The sequence below is a fragment of the Thioalkalivibrio denitrificans genome (assembly GCF_002000365.1).
GTDB lineage: Bacteria > Pseudomonadota > Gammaproteobacteria > Ectothiorhodospirales > Ectothiorhodospiraceae > Thioalkalivibrio_A > Thioalkalivibrio_A denitrificans.
The window spans coordinates 16,398-31,034 of sequence record NZ_MVBK01000014.1; the positions used below are offsets into that span (position 1 = coordinate 16,398).

15 protein-coding genes are annotated in these 14,637 nt (G+C 65.1%); 2 read left to right on the forward strand and 13 right to left on the reverse strand.

Annotated features, from left to right (window positions below):
• The first annotated feature begins 404 nt into the window (after nucleotides 1-404).
• Nucleotides 405-740, forward strand: coding sequence for a helix-turn-helix domain-containing protein (locus B1C78_RS02490; RefSeq protein WP_077277560.1), 336 nt, complete (start codon nucleotides 405-407; stop codon nucleotides 738-740).
• Nucleotides 733-1,965, forward strand: a complete 1,233-nt coding sequence (locus B1C78_RS02495; protein WP_077277561.1) for a type II toxin-antitoxin system HipA family toxin — start codon at nucleotides 733-735, stop codon at nucleotides 1,963-1,965. Before B1C78_RS02490 ends, B1C78_RS02495 begins: the two co-directional genes overlap by 8 nt.
• A gap of 8 nt (nucleotides 1,966-1,973) precedes the next feature.
• On the opposite strand, the gene glmS is transcribed toward B1C78_RS02495, so the two are convergent.
• The 13 genes from glmS to B1C78_RS02560 all read right to left on the reverse strand — a co-directional run bounded on the left by glmS (nucleotide 1,974) and on the right by B1C78_RS02560 (nucleotide 14,621).
• Entirely contained in the window at nucleotides 1,974-3,800 is a 1,827-nt protein-coding gene (gene glmS, locus B1C78_RS02500; RefSeq protein ID WP_077277562.1) for a glutamine--fructose-6-phosphate transaminase (isomerizing), read from the reverse strand.
• Nucleotides 3,801-3,944: 144 nt separating this feature from the next.
• Complete coding sequence (gene glmU, locus B1C78_RS02505) at nucleotides 3,945-5,324, reverse strand: bifunctional UDP-N-acetylglucosamine diphosphorylase/glucosamine-1-phosphate N-acetyltransferase GlmU (protein WP_077277563.1); 1,380 nt, start codon at nucleotides 5,322-5,324, stop codon at nucleotides 3,945-3,947.
• Between the two features lie 355 nt (nucleotides 5,325-5,679).
• Nucleotides 5,680-6,105, reverse strand: coding sequence for a F0F1 ATP synthase subunit epsilon (locus B1C78_RS02510; RefSeq protein WP_077277564.1), 426 nt, complete (start codon nucleotides 6,103-6,105; stop codon nucleotides 5,680-5,682).
• 15 nt (nucleotides 6,106-6,120) lie between these two features.
• A complete protein-coding gene (gene atpD / locus B1C78_RS02515) occupies nucleotides 6,121-7,500 on the reverse strand; it encodes a F0F1 ATP synthase subunit beta (protein WP_077277565.1) in 1,380 nt (459 codons plus the stop codon).
• A gap of 47 nt (nucleotides 7,501-7,547) precedes the next feature.
• Nucleotides 7,548-8,408 (reverse strand): F0F1 ATP synthase subunit gamma, encoded by an 861-nt coding sequence (gene atpG, locus B1C78_RS02520; RefSeq protein ID WP_077277566.1) that lies wholly within the window; start codon nucleotides 8,406-8,408, stop codon nucleotides 7,548-7,550.
• Nucleotides 8,409-8,420: 12 nt separating this feature from the next.
• On the reverse strand, nucleotides 8,421-9,962 hold the full coding sequence (gene atpA / locus B1C78_RS02525) for a F0F1 ATP synthase subunit alpha (protein ID WP_077277567.1): 1,542 nt from the start codon (nucleotides 9,960-9,962) through the stop codon (nucleotides 8,421-8,423).
• 13 nt (nucleotides 9,963-9,975) lie between these two features.
• A complete protein-coding gene (locus B1C78_RS02530; protein WP_077277568.1) occupies nucleotides 9,976-10,512 on the reverse strand; it encodes a F0F1 ATP synthase subunit delta in 537 nt (178 codons plus the stop codon).
• 10 nt (nucleotides 10,513-10,522) lie between these two features.
• Nucleotides 10,523-10,993: a F0F1 ATP synthase subunit B gene (locus B1C78_RS02535; protein ID WP_077277569.1), complete on the reverse strand. Its 471-nt coding sequence runs from the start codon at nucleotides 10,991-10,993 to the stop codon at nucleotides 10,523-10,525.
• 61 nt (nucleotides 10,994-11,054) lie between these two features.
• Nucleotides 11,055-11,330, reverse strand: a complete 276-nt coding sequence (gene atpE / locus B1C78_RS02540; protein WP_077277570.1) for a F0F1 ATP synthase subunit C — start codon at nucleotides 11,328-11,330, stop codon at nucleotides 11,055-11,057.
• Between the two features lie 85 nt (nucleotides 11,331-11,415).
• Nucleotides 11,416-12,189 carry a F0F1 ATP synthase subunit A gene (gene atpB, locus B1C78_RS02545; protein WP_077277571.1) on the reverse strand — a complete coding sequence of 258 codons (774 nt, stop codon included), beginning with the start codon at nucleotides 12,187-12,189 and terminating at the stop codon, nucleotides 11,416-11,418.
• Between the two features lie 25 nt (nucleotides 12,190-12,214).
• Nucleotides 12,215-12,592 (reverse strand): ATP synthase subunit I, encoded by a 378-nt coding sequence (locus tag B1C78_RS02550; RefSeq protein WP_077277586.1) that lies wholly within the window; start codon nucleotides 12,590-12,592, stop codon nucleotides 12,215-12,217.
• 312 nt (nucleotides 12,593-12,904) lie between these two features.
• The gene (locus B1C78_RS02555) at nucleotides 12,905-13,765 is read right to left on the reverse strand and encodes a ParB/RepB/Spo0J family partition protein (protein ID WP_077277572.1); all 861 of its coding nucleotides are present in this window, start codon (nucleotides 13,763-13,765) and stop codon (nucleotides 12,905-12,907) included.
• A 55-nt stretch (nucleotides 13,766-13,820) separates the two neighbouring features.
• Nucleotides 13,821-14,621 carry a ParA family protein gene (locus B1C78_RS02560; protein WP_077277573.1) on the reverse strand — a complete coding sequence of 267 codons (801 nt, stop codon included), beginning with the start codon at nucleotides 14,619-14,621 and terminating at the stop codon, nucleotides 13,821-13,823.
• Between the last annotated feature and the right edge of the window lie 16 nt (nucleotides 14,622-14,637).

Here is a 14,637-nt window from a genome sequence, read left to right on the forward strand (position 1 = left end):
GCAGGCGCGGTTTGTTGCCCGGATGCAGGAGGCCCGACCTCGGGCCGAAGGCGGAGGTCAATCGGGTCCGGGCGGTTCGCGGCGGGGTCGCCGCTCCTACGCTCGTCACAGCACGTAGATGGGCGGCCGAGGTAGAAGTGTGGTTCGGTCTGCGAGCTAAAGGGCATCCTCTCCGGCGGCGGGTTGTCGGGCAGGGCGCAGATGACGGGCATGTCGGCGATTACCAGCGGGTCATGCTCGAGTTCGCCGGCCGGGCAGAGCTGTGACACGATTGCCGATTATATTCCAAAGCACATACGGTGGGCGGTGCGATATATTCTCATATATCGGCGCTGCCCCACGTGACTCCATGTGATATATCATGCGATATCGTCTTAAGCAGGCAATATAGTGGGGCATATCATATGGACTACAACATTGAGGAACTCGCCCGCCAGCTGAAGGCGGCACGGCTGCGCAGGCGGCTCAGCCAGCGCGCGCTGGCTGAGAAAGTGGGCATGCCCCAGAGCCACATCTCGAAGATCGAGAACGGTCGGATCGATATCAGGATCTCCAGCCTTATGGAGTTTGCACGGGTGCTCGACCTCGAACCGATGCTGATCCCGCGCGGGCTCGTGCCGGCCGTTCAGAGCATGATCCGCGGAGTCGGGCACGCGCAGCGCGCCGACCCATCGCGGGTTTCTGAATCACCCGCACCGGCCTATCGCCTGGACGAGGACGAGGGGCAAGGCGATGGCTGAGGTCTCGGTTCTCGATGTCTTCTTGCACGGCCGCCGGATTGGAACGCTCACACAGGTCGGGCATGACCGCAATCTCTTTGCCTTCTCGCAGGCCTATATTGACGATCCGGACCGGCCCACGCTGAGCCTCTCCTTCAAGGATGAGTTCGGCAACCTCATCACGGATACGCCGGTCCGGCAGACCAGGCTGCCGCCGTTTTTTTCCAACCTCCTGCCCGAAGGGCCCATGCGCGACTACCTCGCCGCACGCGCCGGTGTGAAGCCACAGCGGGAGTTCTTCCTGCTTTGGGTGCTCGGACGTGATCTGCCCGGCGCGGTCAGCGTCCGGCCGGCCGAGGGTCAATCCTGGCCGGACAGGGAGGAAGGGGATGAAGGCAAGGCTCCGGATGGCGAACAGGCGTTGCGCTTTTCTCTCGCCGGCGTGCAGCTCAAGTTCTCGGCGGTGATGGGCGCGACGGGCGGGCTGACGATTCCCTCCCAGGGTGTCGGTGGGGCCTGGATCGTCAAGCTGCCTTCCGCGACGTTCGATCGTGTCCCCGAGAACGAGTTCGCCATGATGAGCCTTGCGCACGAAATCGGGATGGACATTCCCGAGATTGCACTTCACCCGGTGGAACAGATAGGCAACCTGCCCGAAGGCATGGAGAGGCTCGGCGGGCAGGCCCTCGCAGTCAGGCGGTTCGATCGGAGTACGGATGGCACACCCATCCATGTGGAGGACTTTGCCCAGGTCTTCAACGTCTATCCGGACGACAAGTACGGGAAGGCCAGTTACCGCAACATCGCGCAGGTGATCTGGGCGGAGATCGGGGAGCCGGGCATCACCGAATTCATCCGCCGCCTTGTATTCAACACGCTGATCGGCAATGCCGACATGCATCTGAAGAACTGGTCACTGATCTATCCCGATGGCCGCACACCGGCGCTCGCGCCGGGATATGACTTTGTTTCCACGATCCCCTACATCGCTGACGGCACCATGGCCCTGAAGTACGCCCGAACCAAAAGGATGGCCGAGCTTGGGGTCGATGAACTGCAGTATCTTGCAGCCAGGGCGGGATTGCCGAAGAAGCCCGTTCTGGATGCCGCGCGGGAGACGGTTCAGGCATTCCTCGATATCTGGCCGGCGCGCAGGGCGGACCTGCCGCTCTCAACGGAAGCCGCAATCAACATCGACAGGCATGTTCGGTCGATTGCCGTGGTTCGGGAGTTGGGAATGACCTGATAACAGCGCTACTCCACCGTGACTGACTTCGCCAGGTTCCTCGGCTGGTCCACGTCCGTCCCCTTGAGCACCGCCGTGTGGTAGGCCAGCAGTTGCAGCGGGACGGTATAGACGATCGGCGCGGTGCTGGGGCAGATGTCGGCCAGGGTGAGGCTGTGGTAGTGGTCCAGGTCGATGCGGATGCGCTGGTCGCTGAAGAGGAACAGTTCGCCGCCGCGGGCACGGACTTCCTGGAGGTTGGACAGCACCTTCTCCAGCAGCGGGTCGTCGGGCAGGGCGCAGATGACGGGCATATCGGCATCCACCAGGGCGAGCGGACCGTGTTTGAGTTCACCGGCCGGGTAGGCCTCGGCGTGGATGTAGGAGATCTCCTTCAGCTTCAGCGCGCCCTCCATGGCCACGGGGTAGAAGCTGCCGCGGCCGAGGAACAGGGCGTGGGTCTTCTCGGCAAACGCGTTGGCCATCTGCTCGATGGGCTCGCTCAGGGACAGCGCCACTTCCACCTGGCGGGGCAGGGATTCCAGCTCCTCGACCAGTTCCTTTTCCCGCGCCCGGTCCATGCCGGTGCGGCGGGCGAGCGCGAGCGTGATCAGGCGCAGGGCGACCAGCTGGGTGGTGAAGGCCTTGGTGGAGGCGACGCCGATCTCGGGGCCGGCGCGGGTCATGACCGCCACATCGGACTCGCGCACCAACGAGCTTTCGGGGACGTTGCACACGCACAGACTGCCGAGATAACCCATCTTCTTCGAGGCGCGAAGGGCTGCCAGGGTGTCCGCCGTCTCACCGGACTGGGAGATCGTGACAAACAGCGTTTCGGGCGGCACCACCACTCTGCGGTAGCGGAACTCGCTGGCCACTTCCACGCTGCAGGGCACGCCGATCTCCTCCAGCCAGTAGCGCGCGACCAGTCCCGCATGAAAGCTCGTGCCACAGGCGATGATGTGCACGCCCTTCGCGGCGTCCAGGAGGCGCGTGGCCTCGTGGCCGAAACTCTCCTCCAGCAGCCGGCCCTTGTAGATGCGCCCCTCCAGGGTCTCGGCGATCACGCCCGGCTGCTCGAAGATCTCCTTGAGCATGTAGTGGCGGTAGGGGCCCTTCTCGGCGGTGGCCGCGGAGAGGGTGGATTCGCGCAACGGGCGCTCGGCGGCGTTGCCGTCGGTGTCGAACACGCGCACCGAGTCGCGCCGGATCTCGGCGATGTCGCCCTCCTCCAGGAAGGCGAAGCGCTGGGTGACGGGCAGCAGCGCAAAGACGTCGGAGGCAATGAAGTTTTCGCCCACGCCCACACCGATGACCAGCGGGCTGCCCAGGCGCGCGACGATGATGCGGTCCGGTTCGTCGGGGCTCGCGACGGCCAGCGCGTAGGCGCCCACCATCTTCTTCACGGCCAGCTTGACGGCGGCCAGCAGCTCGCCGGTCTCGTCGAGGCACTGCGCCAGCAGATGGGCGATGACCTCGGTGTCGGTTTCGGAGGAGAAGGGATATCCGGCGGCGCTGAGTTCCGCGCGCAGTTCCGCGTAATTCTCGATGATACCGTTGTGCACGATGGCCACGCGTTCGCCGCTCATGTGCGGGTGGGCGTTGCGCTCGGCGGGAATGCCGTGGGTGGCCCAGCGGGTGTGAGCGATGCCGAGGCTGCCGTTGAGCGGCTGCGTATCGAGGCGCGCCTGCAGTTCGCTCACCTTGCCGACGGAACGGATGCGTTCGATATGCCCGTCGTCCTCGCGCACGGCGATGCCGGCGGAATCGTAACCGCGATATTCCAGCCGCCGCAGGCCCTCCATCAGGACGGGGACGATGTTGCGTTCAGCGATGGCTCCGACAATTCCGCACATAGGAAGGCTCTAGATACAAGTGGACCGTAAAACCGATTGGACAGGATTAACAGGATTTACATGATGAAAAGGCGAAAGCAAAAAATGATCGTAAGCCGTTGATCCTCACAATCATGTTAATCCTGTAAATCCTGTCGAAAGTTTTCATTCCTTAGGTTTCTTCTCCGGGCGTTTCCAGCCGCGGATGGTGCGTGCGTCGGCGCGGGCCACGGTGAGTTCGTTGGGCGGGGCGTCGCGGTTGAGCGTGGTGCCGGCGCCGATGGTGGCGCCTTCGCCGATAGTGAGCGGGGCCACCAGCGCGGTGTTGGAGCCGATGAAGGCGCGGTCGCCGATGACGGTGCGGTGCTTGTTGGCGCCGTCGTAGTTGCAGGTGATGGTGCCGGCGCCGATGTTCACGTCGCGGCCCACGTCCGCGTCGCCCACGTAGCTCAGGTGGTTGATCTTCGCGCCCTCGCCCACGCTCGTGTTCTTCACCTCCACGAAGTTGCCGATGCGGGCTCGCTCGGCCGTTTCGGTGCCGGGGCGGATGCGGGCGAATGGGCCCACCTGGGCATCGGCGCCGATCACGGCGCCTTCGATCACGGAATGGGGCAGCACCTTCACGCCCGGTCCGATGCGGCTGTCGATGATTACGCAGCCGGCGCCGATCGTCGCGCCCTCGCCCAGTTCCACGTCGCCCTGAAGGACCACGTTCACGTCCAGAGTGACATCCGCGCCGGCGTTTACGCGGCCGCGTATGTCGAGGCGCGCCGGATCCATCACGGTGACGCCTTCGCGCATCAATGCCTCCGCGCAGCGACGCTGGAAGGCACGCTCCTGTTCGGCAAGCTGGCGCTTGTCGTTCACGCCCATGACCTCCACCGGATCGTGGGCCACGGCGGCCTCCACGCGCCTGCCCTCCCCGTTCGCGAGTGCCACGCAGTCGGTGAGATAGAACTCGCCCTGGGCATTGTCGTCGGTGACCCGGGAGAGCCAGTCGGCGAAGGCCCGGGCGCCGGCGGCCATGATGCCGGTGTTCACTTCCTTGACGTGGCGTTCGGATTCGCTGGCGTCTTTCTGCTCGACGATGCGCAGCACGCGGCCGGCATCGTCGCGCAGGATGCGGCCGTAGCCGGTGGGATCGGCAAGGAGCGTGGTCATAAGCGCCAGATCGGCGCCGTCGTCCAGAGCGGCGAGCAGGCGACCGAGGGTTTCGGGGCGCACCAGCGGCACATCCCCGTAGAGAACCAGAATGCGGTCGTCCGCGCCGGCCGCGGGCAGCGCGAGGCTGACGGCATGGCCGGTGCCGCGCTGTTCGGGCTGGTGCACCCAGGTGATGTCGTCCTCGGGGAAGCGGGCCTGCACCTGGTCGCCGCCGTGGCCGTGCACGACCATCAGCCGGGCGGGGTCCAGGGCCCGGGCCGTGTCCAGGACGTGGCCCAGCAGGGGGCGGTCGGCCAGGGGATGCAGGACCTTGGGCAGCGAAGACCGCATGCGCGTGCCCTGGCCGGCGGCGAGAATCACGACGGAGAGGGCCTGGCTCATGGGCTGGGAATGTCGGTCATGGGCGCGGTGAACGGGTCGGGATCGGCGGGATGTTCTCTTGGAGCAAACATATCACGCCGGGGAGCGGTTATCACCGGGGCCGGGTGTGACACCGCCAAACCGAAAGGCAATGCGTTTCTCTCGCAAAGCACGCCAAGTACGCCAAGGAGACCGGAAAGAATCCTCGAAAAAGCATCTCCTGGTCCACAGACCGGGCAGGCGCCTCACATAGCTCACCCGCACGGCCGTTCTCATTCGGGCTTACTTGGCGTTCTTCGCGCTCTTTGCGAGAGAACGTTTTGCCTCACAGAAAGGTGGCATAGGGCGGGCGCGGGCCGCCCTATGGGGCCGGTTTTCAGCCCTTGTGCTGGCGCATCTTTTCGATCATGCGCAGGCGGGCGGCGGCCTCAACGAGCTCGGCCTGGGCCTTGGCGTAGTCGAAGTCGGCCTTCTTGTCGGCGAGCGCCGCCTCGGCGCGGCGCATGGCCTCCTTGGCCTCGGCCTCGTCCAGGTCCTTGGCGCGCACTGCAGTGTCGGCAAGGATGGTCACCACGTGGGGCTGCACCTCCAGCAGGCCGCCGGAGATGAAGATGTGATGCTCCTCGCCGGATTCGCTCACCTTGACCCGCACCTCGCCCGGCTTGAGCTTGGCGATGTACTGGGCATGTCGGGGCAGGATGCCCACCTCGCCGCCCTCGGCGGGCGCCACCACCATCTGCGCGGTGCCGGAGTAGATGGACTCCTCCGCACTGACGATGTCGACGTGAAAGGTCATGGCCATGGGATACCCCGTCGCTTACTTGAGCTTCTCGGCCTTTTCGACGGCTTCGTCGATGGTGCCGACCATGTAGAAGGCCTGCTCGGGCAGGTGGTCGTACTCGCCGTCCACGATGGCCGCAAAGGCGCGGATGGTCTCCTTGAGGGAGACGTACTTGCCCGGGGAACCGGTGAACACCTCGGCCACGAAGAACGGCTGGGACAGGAAGCGCTGGATCTTGCGGGCGCGTGCCACGAGCAGCTTGTCGTCCTCGGAGAGTTCATCCATGCCGAGAATCGCGATGATGTCCTTCAGCTCCTTGTAGCGCTGCAGGGTGTTCTGCACGGCGCGCGCGGTGTCGTAATGCTCCTGGCCGATGACGTTCGGGTCCAGCTGGCGGGAGGTGGAGTCCAGCGGGTCCACGGCCGGGTAGATGCCGAGCTCGGCGATCTGGCGCGAGAGCACCACGGTGGCGTCCAGATGCGCGAAGGTGGTGGCGGGCGAGGGATCGGTGAGGTCGTCCGCGGGCACGTACACGGCCTGGATGGAGGTGATGGAACCCTTCTTGGTGGAGGTGATGCGCTCCTGCAGCACGCCCATCTCCTCGGCGAGCGTCGGCTGGTAGCCCACGGCGGACGGCATGCGGCCGAGCAGCGCGGACACCTCGGTGCCGGCCAGGGTGTAGCGGTAGATGTTGTCGATGAACATCAGCACGTCGCGGCCTTCGTCGCGGAAGTACTCGGCCATGGTCAGGCCGGTGAGCGCCACGCGCAGACGGTTGCCCGGGGGCTCGTTCATCTGGCCGTAGACCAGCGCCACCTTGTCCAGCACGTTGGATTCCTTCATCTCGTGGTAGAAGTCGTTGCCCTCACGGGTACGCTCCCCCACGCCGGCGAACACGGAGTAGCCGCTGTGCTCGATGGCGATGTTGCGGATCAGCTCCATCATGTTCACGGTCTTGCCCACGCCGGCGCCGCCGAACAGGCCCACCTTGCCGCCCTTGGCAAACGGGCAGAGGAGGTCGATCACCTTGATGCCGGTCTCGAGCAGCTCGGTGGAACCGGCCTGCTCGTCGAAGGAAGGGGCGGGACGGTGGATGGACCAGCGGTCGTCGGTCTGCACGTCGCCGGCGTTGTCCACCGGGTTGCCCAGCACGTCCATGATGCGCCCGAGCGTCCCCTTGCCCACGGGCACGGAGATCGGCGCGCCGGTGTTGCTCACCTTCACGCCGCGGCGCACGCCGTCGGTGGAGCCCATGGCGATGGTGCGCACCACGCCGTCGCCGAGCTGCTGCTGCACCTCGAGCGTCAGGCCGCCATCCTCCAGCATGAGGGCATCGTAGATGTTGGGCACGGCCTCGCGCGGGAACTCCACGTCCACCACGGCGCCGATGATTTCAACGATGTGTCCAGCACTCATCTTGTTGATCCTCTAAGTCTGCAAATCCTGTTTGGGCGGCGCGCGCGTCAGACCGCTGCGGCACCGCTCACGATCTCGGAAATTTCCTGGGTGATGGCCGCCTGGCGGGCCTTGTTGTACACGAGCTGCAGTTCGTTGATCAGCTCGCCCGCATTGTCGGAGGCGGACTTCATGGCCACCATGCGCGCGGCCATCTCGCAGGCCACGTTCTCGACCACACCCTGATAGACCACGGACTCGATGTAGCGCGTGAGCAGCGTGTCGAGCACGGGCTTCGTATCCGGTTCGTAGATGTAGTCCCAGTGGTGCTTGAGCTCTTCCTCTTCGCTGGGCACCAGCGGCAGCAGCGTGGTGACGCGCGGGCGCTGGGTCATGGTGTTGACGAACTCGTTCTCCACCAGGAAGAGCCGGTCGATACGGCCCTCGTCGTAGGCGTCGAGCATGACCTTGATGGTGCCGATGAGATCATTGAGCCGCGGCTGGTCGCCCATGTGGGTGACCTTGGACACCACGTTGCCGCCCAGACGCTTGAAGAAACCCAGCGCCTTGTTGCCCACCAGGCAGAGATCCACCTCGATGCCCTGCCCGTGCCACTCGCGCATGGCACCCACGGCCTTCTTGAACAGGTTGATGTTCAGGCCGCCGCACAGACCGCGGTCGGTGGAGACGATGATCATCCCCACCCGCTTGACCTCGCGCTCCTCCAGATACGGATGACGGTACTCGGCCTGGGCCATGGCCACGTGGCCGATCACCTGGCGGATCTTCTCCGCGTAGGGACGCGTGGCCAGCATGCGGTCCTGCGCCTTGCGCATCTTGCTGGCGGCCACCATCTCCATGGCCTTGGTGATCTTCTGAGTATTCTTGATACTCTTGATCTGGGTGCGGATCTCTTTTGCGCCTGACATGATGGACCCCGCTTACCAGCTGTGGTTGGCCTTGAACTCGTCCATGGCGGCCCGCATCGCGGACTCGATCTCGTCGTTGTAGTCGCCGCTCTCGTTGATCCTGTCCAGCAGGTCCTTCTTGCTGGAGCGCACGAAATCCAGCATGGCGCGCTCGAAATCGACCACCTGTTTCGCCTCGACGTCATCGAGGTAGCCCTCGTTGGCAGCGAACAGCGCGAACGCCATTTCGGCTACGGACATGGGCGAGTACTGGGCCTGCTTCATCAGTTCGGTGACGCGCTGGCCGCGCTCGAGCTGTTTGCGGGTCAGTTCGTCCAGGTCCGAGGCGAACTGGGAGAACGCCGCCAGCTCGCGGTACTGGGCAAGCGCCAGACGCACGCCGCCGCCGAGCTTCTTGATGATCTTCGTCTGCGCGGCACCGCCCACACGGGAGACCGACAGGCCGGCGTTAATGGCCGGGCGGATACCCGCGTTGAAGAGATCCGTTTCCAGGAAGATCTGTCCGTCGGTGATGGAGATCACGTTGGTGGGCACGAAGGCGGACACGTCGCCGGCCTGGGTCTCGATGATGGGCAGGGCGGTCAGCGAACCGGTCTTCCCCTTCACCTCGCCGTTGGTGAACTGCTCCACGTACTCGGCGTTCACGCGGGAGGCGCGCTCCAGCAGGCGGGAGTGAAGATAGAACACGTCACCGGGATACGCCTCGCGGCCCGGCGGGCGGCGCAGCAGCAGGGACACCTGGCGGTAGGCCCAGGCCTGCTTGGTGAGGTCGTCGTAGATGATCAGCGCATCCTCGCCGCGGTCGCGGAAGTACTCGCCCATGGCGCAGCCGGAGTAGGGGGCGATGAACTGCATGGCGGCGGATTCGGACGCCGTGGCGGCCACCACGATGGTGTGCTCCATGGCACCGTGTTCCTGCAGCTTGCTCACCACGTTGGCGATGGAGGAGGCCTTCTGACCCACCGCCACGTAGATGCACTTAACGCCCGTGCCCTTCTGGTTGATGATGGTGTCCACCGCGACAGCGGTCTTGCCTGTCTGACGGTCGCCGATGATCAGCTCGCGCTGACCGCGGCCGATGGGCACCATGGCGTCGATGGACTTCAGTCCGGTCTGCACCGGCTGGCTCACAGACTGGCGCTCGATCACGCCCGGCGCGATCTTCTCGATGGGCGAACTCTGGTTCGTGTCGATGACGCCCTTGCCGTCCACCGGCATGCCGAGGGAGTTGACCACGCGCCCCAGCAGGGCCTCGCCCACGGGCACTTCCAGGATGCGGCCGGTGCAGCGCGCCGTGTCGCCTTCCTTGATGTGCTTGTAGTCGCCGAGCACCACGGCGCCCACGGAGTCACGCTCCAGGTTGAGCGCCAGGCCGAAGGTGTTGCCGGGGAACTCGATCATCTCGCCCTGCATGACGTCGGCCAGGCCGTGCAGGCGGACGATGCCGTCGGAGAGGCTGACCACGGTGCCCTCGGTGCGGGCTTCGGCGGCCGCCTCGTAGTCGGCAATGCGCTTCTTGATCAGTTCACTGATTTCGGTCGGATTGAGTTGCATGGAATGAATCCTCTTAGCGGCTCAGGCTGGCGGCCAGGCGTTCCAGGCGCCCGCGCATTGAACCATCGATAACCAGGTCGCCCGCACGGATCACGGCGCCGCCGATCAGGTTCTCGTCGATCTCGCAGACGAGTTCCACGTCGCGGCCCAGGCGCTTCCTGAGCGCCGCGGCGATCTCGGCCTTCTGCTCGTCGGCCACGGGCCGGGCGGAGACGACTTTCGCTTCCACCTTGCCTTCGGCGCCGGCACGCATCACCTCGAACAGCGCGGCGATTTCCGGCAACAGGCCGATGCGCCCGTTGTCGGCCAGCATGCGCACCAGGTTTTTTCCCTGGCCGTCGATGTGGCCCTCGCAAACGGAGATGAAGGTCTGCGCGGCAGACTCGCGGGTGAGCCTGGGGTTGTCGAGATAAACGCGCATGGCCGGATCGTGGGCCACGGCGGCCATGAACCCGAGCTGGTCGGACCAGCCGGCCAGGTTCCCGGCGGCCTGCGCCGCCTCGAAGACCGCCTTGGCGTAGGGCCGTGCAAGCGTGGTGAGTTCAGACATGAGCGGTCACCTAGAGCTGCGCGGCCAGATCGCGGATGGCGTCGTCGTGTGCCTTGGCGTCCACTTCCTTTTTCAGGATGCGCTCGGCGCCGGCCACGGCGATCACGCCCACCTGCCTGCGCAGCTCCTCGCGGGCACGGTTGAGTTCCTGCTCGATCTCCTTCTCGGCGGACGCCTTGATGCGCTCGGCCTCCTGGCGCGCCGTGTCCTTGGAGGCCTCGACGACCTCATTGGCGCGCTTCTGGGCCTGGGAGATGATCTCGTTGGCCTGCTGCTTGGCTTCCTGGAGGACCTTCTTGGCCCGCTCCTCGGCAAGCTCCTGCTCGTGCTTGCCGCGCTCGGCCGCCGCAAGGCCGTCAGCGATCTTCTGCTGGCGTTCCTGCATCGCCTTGATGATGGGGGGCCACACGTACTTCATGGTGACCCACACCAGCAGGGCGAAGGTGATCATCTGGCCGAGCAGCGTGAGATTGATATTCACGTTGCTACCCCCTGGGAAATCGGTTCAAAACGCAATGGTGATGCGGCTCTTGTCGGGTTCGTCAGCCGGTCACTGCGCCCAGGAAGGGGTTGGCGAAGGTGAAGAACAGGGCCAGGCCCACGCCGATCATGGTCACGGCGTCGAGCAGACCGGCCACGATGAACATCTTCACCTGCAGCATCGGCACCATCTCGGGCTGGCGCGCAGCGCCTTCCAGGAATCGGCCGCCCAGCAGGCCGAAGCCGATGGCGGTACCGAGCGCGCCCATGCCGAGGATCAGACCCACGGCGATGGCGGTCATACCCTGCACGTTAGAGATAGCGAGAGCGAGTTCCATAACTTCCTCCAGAGAAAGTTCAAGTCAAGGTTTCAGAAAACAGTCGTCAAATACCCGCGCCGGATGTGCCGGCCCGGCATGAAATCTAGTGATCCTCGTGCGCCATGCTGAGATAGACGATGGTCAGCACCATGAAAATGAACGCCTGCAGCGTGATGATCAGCAGCTTGAACAGGGACCAGGGCAGACCCAGCGTCCACTGGATCCACCAGGGCAGCAGCGCGATCAGGGTGAAGATGAGGCCGCCGGCGTACATGTTTCCGAAAAGTCGCAGTGCCAGCGAAACGGGCTTGGCGATCTCCTCGACCACCTTCAGCACGAAGTTGAAGGGCAGGAACCACACGCCGAAGGGCTTGAGGAACATCTCCTTGGAGAATCCGCCGGCGCCCTTGATGTACACGCTGTAGAAGATAATGAGGAAGAACACCGCGATGGACATGCCGAGCGTGGCGTTCACGTCGGACGTCGGGTTGATGCGCAGGTATTCGAGCCCGATGAAGTGGGCCACGTAGGGGAACAGGTCGTAGGGCAGCAGCTTGACGATGTTCATGAGGAAGATCCACACGAACAGGGTCAGCGCCAGGGGGGCGATCAGTTTGCTGCGGCCGTGGAAGGAGTCCTTGACCTGCTGGTCCACGAACCCCACCAGGATCTCGACGAAATTCTGCAGACCGCCCGGCACGCCGGAGGTCACTCTGCGCGCCGCGCTAATGAAGATGAAGAGGAAGATGCTGCCGAGCAGGATGGAGAAGAACATCGTGTCCACGTGGATCGACCAGAACGAGCCCTTCTCTCCCAGCGTAAGGTGCCCCAGGTGGTGCTTGATGTACTCCGATGCGTTCTCGTATTCCACAGCCATGGTGCGCTCGAGCCTCGAGTTTTTTCTATTCTTGCGTGCCGGACAATGCCGGCAACAGGACGATCCAGAATGCCGCGAGGCTGACCATGTAGGTCAGGAACAGGGGCAGGAAGCTCAGTTCCAGCCACGCGATCGCAGCAACAAACAGGACCACCGTCAGCAGGATCTTCTGGGATTCGCCGACGTAAAACGTCCTCACGATGTCCTTGGGGGGGCGGTCCGGGCCACGGCCGAATACGCGCAGCGCAAAGAACGCGGTGGTGATGAAGCCGATTCCCCCGCCAGCGAATGCCGACCAGCCGGCATAGGGTCCATACATGCCGGCAAACACCGCCAGACCGGCCACGGCCACGGCGAACTGCAGGGTCAGCAGACGTCCAACGGTGCGCTTGGTCAGATCCACGCCCAATGCCTTCACGCCGTGCCCACAGGCGCCGTGGCCCGGGGCTTCGCCGTGTCTGAAACCCTTATTTTAGGGCATCAGGAATTCCTAATACGGAGGCGCGGGATTATACGTTGAGCCCAAGACCCGGTCAAACCGGGTAAGGCGTGGAAAGCCCGTAAATCAAGGGCCGGAGGGTGGTTTGCGGTCAATGGATCATGCCCGGATGGCCCGAGTGCGGGCCTCCCGCCACACCCCCCCGTAGGAGCGGCGACCCCGCCGCGAACCGCCGCGGCCAGGGCAACACCCCATTCAGCCCCGGGGGCTGGCCTCCTACTTGAGGTGGGCGAGGATGCCGTCCAGCTCGTCCAGGCTGTTGTACTGGACCACGAGGCGGCCCTTGCCCTTGGTGTTGTATTCGATGGTCACCGGCGCGCCCAGCTTGCCGGAGAGCTCCTCCTCCAGCCGGCGCACGTCGGGATTCTTGGCGGGGGCCTTTGCCGACGGCTTGCTGCCGTTGGTCTTGAGCAGCTGCTGGACGAGCCGCTCGGTCTCACGCACCGACAGCCCTTTGGCCACCACTTTGCGTGCGGCCTCGTCCTGGGCGTTGCCCGGGAGCGCCAGAAGCGCGCGCGCATGGCCCATCTCGATGCGGCCTTCGTCCAGCAGGGTGCGGGCGGTCTCGCCCAGGTCCAGCAGGCGCAGCAGGTTGGTGACGCCCGTGCGCGAGCGGCCCACGGATTCCGCTGCCTGCTGATGGGTCATCTCGAATTCCTGGATGAGGCGGTGCAGCGCGCGGGCCTCCTCGATGGGGTTGAGGTTCTCGCGCTGGATGTTCTCGATGAGCGCCATGGCCGCGGCGGCCTGGTCCGGGATGTCGCGCACCACCGCCGGCAATTCGTGCAGCCCCGCCAGCTGTGCGGCGCGCCAGCGGCGCTCGCCGGCGATCAGCTCGTAGCCCTGACCCATGGGACGCACCACCACGGGCTGGACGACCCCCTGGGCACGGATGGAGGCGGCCAGTTCCTCCAGGGCCTCCTGCCTGATGTGCACGCGGGGCTGGTACTTGCCGCGGCGGATCTGGTCCACCGGGATCTGGCGCAGGTTGGCCTCCTCTTCCTCGCGCTGGGCGGCGCCCGCGCTGCTCAACAGCGCATCCAGCCCGCGTCCCAGTCCGCTTCTGCGTCTTGCCATGCTCGTTGAATTCCCGGCTCTTGCGGTGCGCCGCGCACACCGTCGGTTGTCAGTATCAGATGCTGCCCGTGGCCGCGGGTACCGGGGACTCGCCCCGGTCGCGACGCAGGATCTCGCCGGCCAGGGCCAGGTAGGCCATGGCGCCACGGGAGGGCTTATCATACAGGAGAACCGGCAGGCCGTAGCTCGGCGCCTCCGCCAGGCGCACGTTGCGCGGGATGATGGTGCGATACAGACGCTCGCCAAAGTGCTGCTCCAGTTGCGCGGAGACGTCGGTGGCCAGGTTGTTGCGCGGGTCGTACATGGTGCGCAGCACGCCCTCGATCTGCAGCCCCGGGTTCACCGAGCGACGGATGCTCTCGATGGTGCCGGTCAGCGCCGAGAGCCCTTCCAGCGCGTAGTACTCGCACTGCATGGGGATCACCACGCCGTGGGCGGCGGTCAGCGCGTTCACCGTGAGCATGTTCAGGGCCGGCGGACAGTCGACGATGATGTAGTCGAACTCGTCCACCACCGGCGCCAGGGCGTCCCGCAGTCGGAACTCCCGCCGTTCGGCCTGCATCAGGGCCACCTCGGCTTCCGTGAGATCATCGTTGGCTGGCAGCAGACTGTAGCCCACCGCCTCCACGTACTGGATGGCCTCGCGAATGGAGACCCGCCCGAGGAGCACGTCGCCGCTGGTGAACTCGAGGTCGTGCTTGTCCACGGCGCTGCCCATGGTGGCGTTGCCCTGGGGGTCCAGGTCGATGAGCAGGACATTGCGCCGCGTGGCCGCCAGGGAGGCGGCCAGGTTGACGCTGGTAGTTGTCTTGCCCACCCCGCCCTTCTGGTTGGCGATGGTCAGAATCTTGCCCATGGGGTTCCCCCGGATA

Coding starts and splice junctions, on each gene's coding strand:
- glmS (WP_077277562.1), bottom strand. CDS start 3,800: ATGTGCGGAATTGTCGGAGCCATCGCTGAACGCAACATCGTCCCCGTC.
- B1C78_RS02490 (WP_077277560.1), top strand. CDS start 405: ATGGACTACAACATTGAGGAACTCGCCCGCCAGCTGAAGGCGGCACGG.
- B1C78_RS02530 (WP_077277568.1), bottom strand. CDS start 10,512: ATGTCTGAACTCACCACGCTTGCACGGCCCTACGCCAAGGCGGTCTTC.
- atpB (WP_077277571.1), bottom strand. CDS start 12,189: ATGGCTGTGGAATACGAGAACGCATCGGAGTACATCAAGCACCACCTG.
- glmU (WP_077277563.1), bottom strand. CDS start 5,324: ATGAGCCAGGCCCTCTCCGTCGTGATTCTCGCCGCCGGCCAGGGCACG.
- B1C78_RS02495 (WP_077277561.1), top strand. CDS start 733: ATGGCTGAGGTCTCGGTTCTCGATGTCTTCTTGCACGGCCGCCGGATT.
- atpA (WP_077277567.1), bottom strand. CDS start 9,962: ATGCAACTCAATCCGACCGAAATCAGTGAACTGATCAAGAAGCGCATT.
- atpE (WP_077277570.1), bottom strand. CDS start 11,330: ATGGAACTCGCTCTCGCTATCTCTAACGTGCAGGGTATGACCGCCATC.
- atpG (WP_077277566.1), bottom strand. CDS start 8,408: ATGTCAGGCGCAAAAGAGATCCGCACCCAGATCAAGAGTATCAAGAAT.
- B1C78_RS02555 (WP_077277572.1), bottom strand. CDS start 13,765: ATGGCAAGACGCAGAAGCGGACTGGGACGCGGGCTGGATGCGCTGTTG.
- atpD (WP_077277565.1), bottom strand. CDS start 7,500: ATGAGTGCTGGACACATCGTTGAAATCATCGGCGCCGTGGTGGACGTG.
- B1C78_RS02560 (WP_077277573.1), bottom strand. CDS start 14,621: ATGGGCAAGATTCTGACCATCGCCAACCAGAAGGGCGGGGTGGGCAAG.
- B1C78_RS02510 (WP_077277564.1), bottom strand. CDS start 6,105: ATGGCCATGACCTTTCACGTCGACATCGTCAGTGCGGAGGAGTCCATC.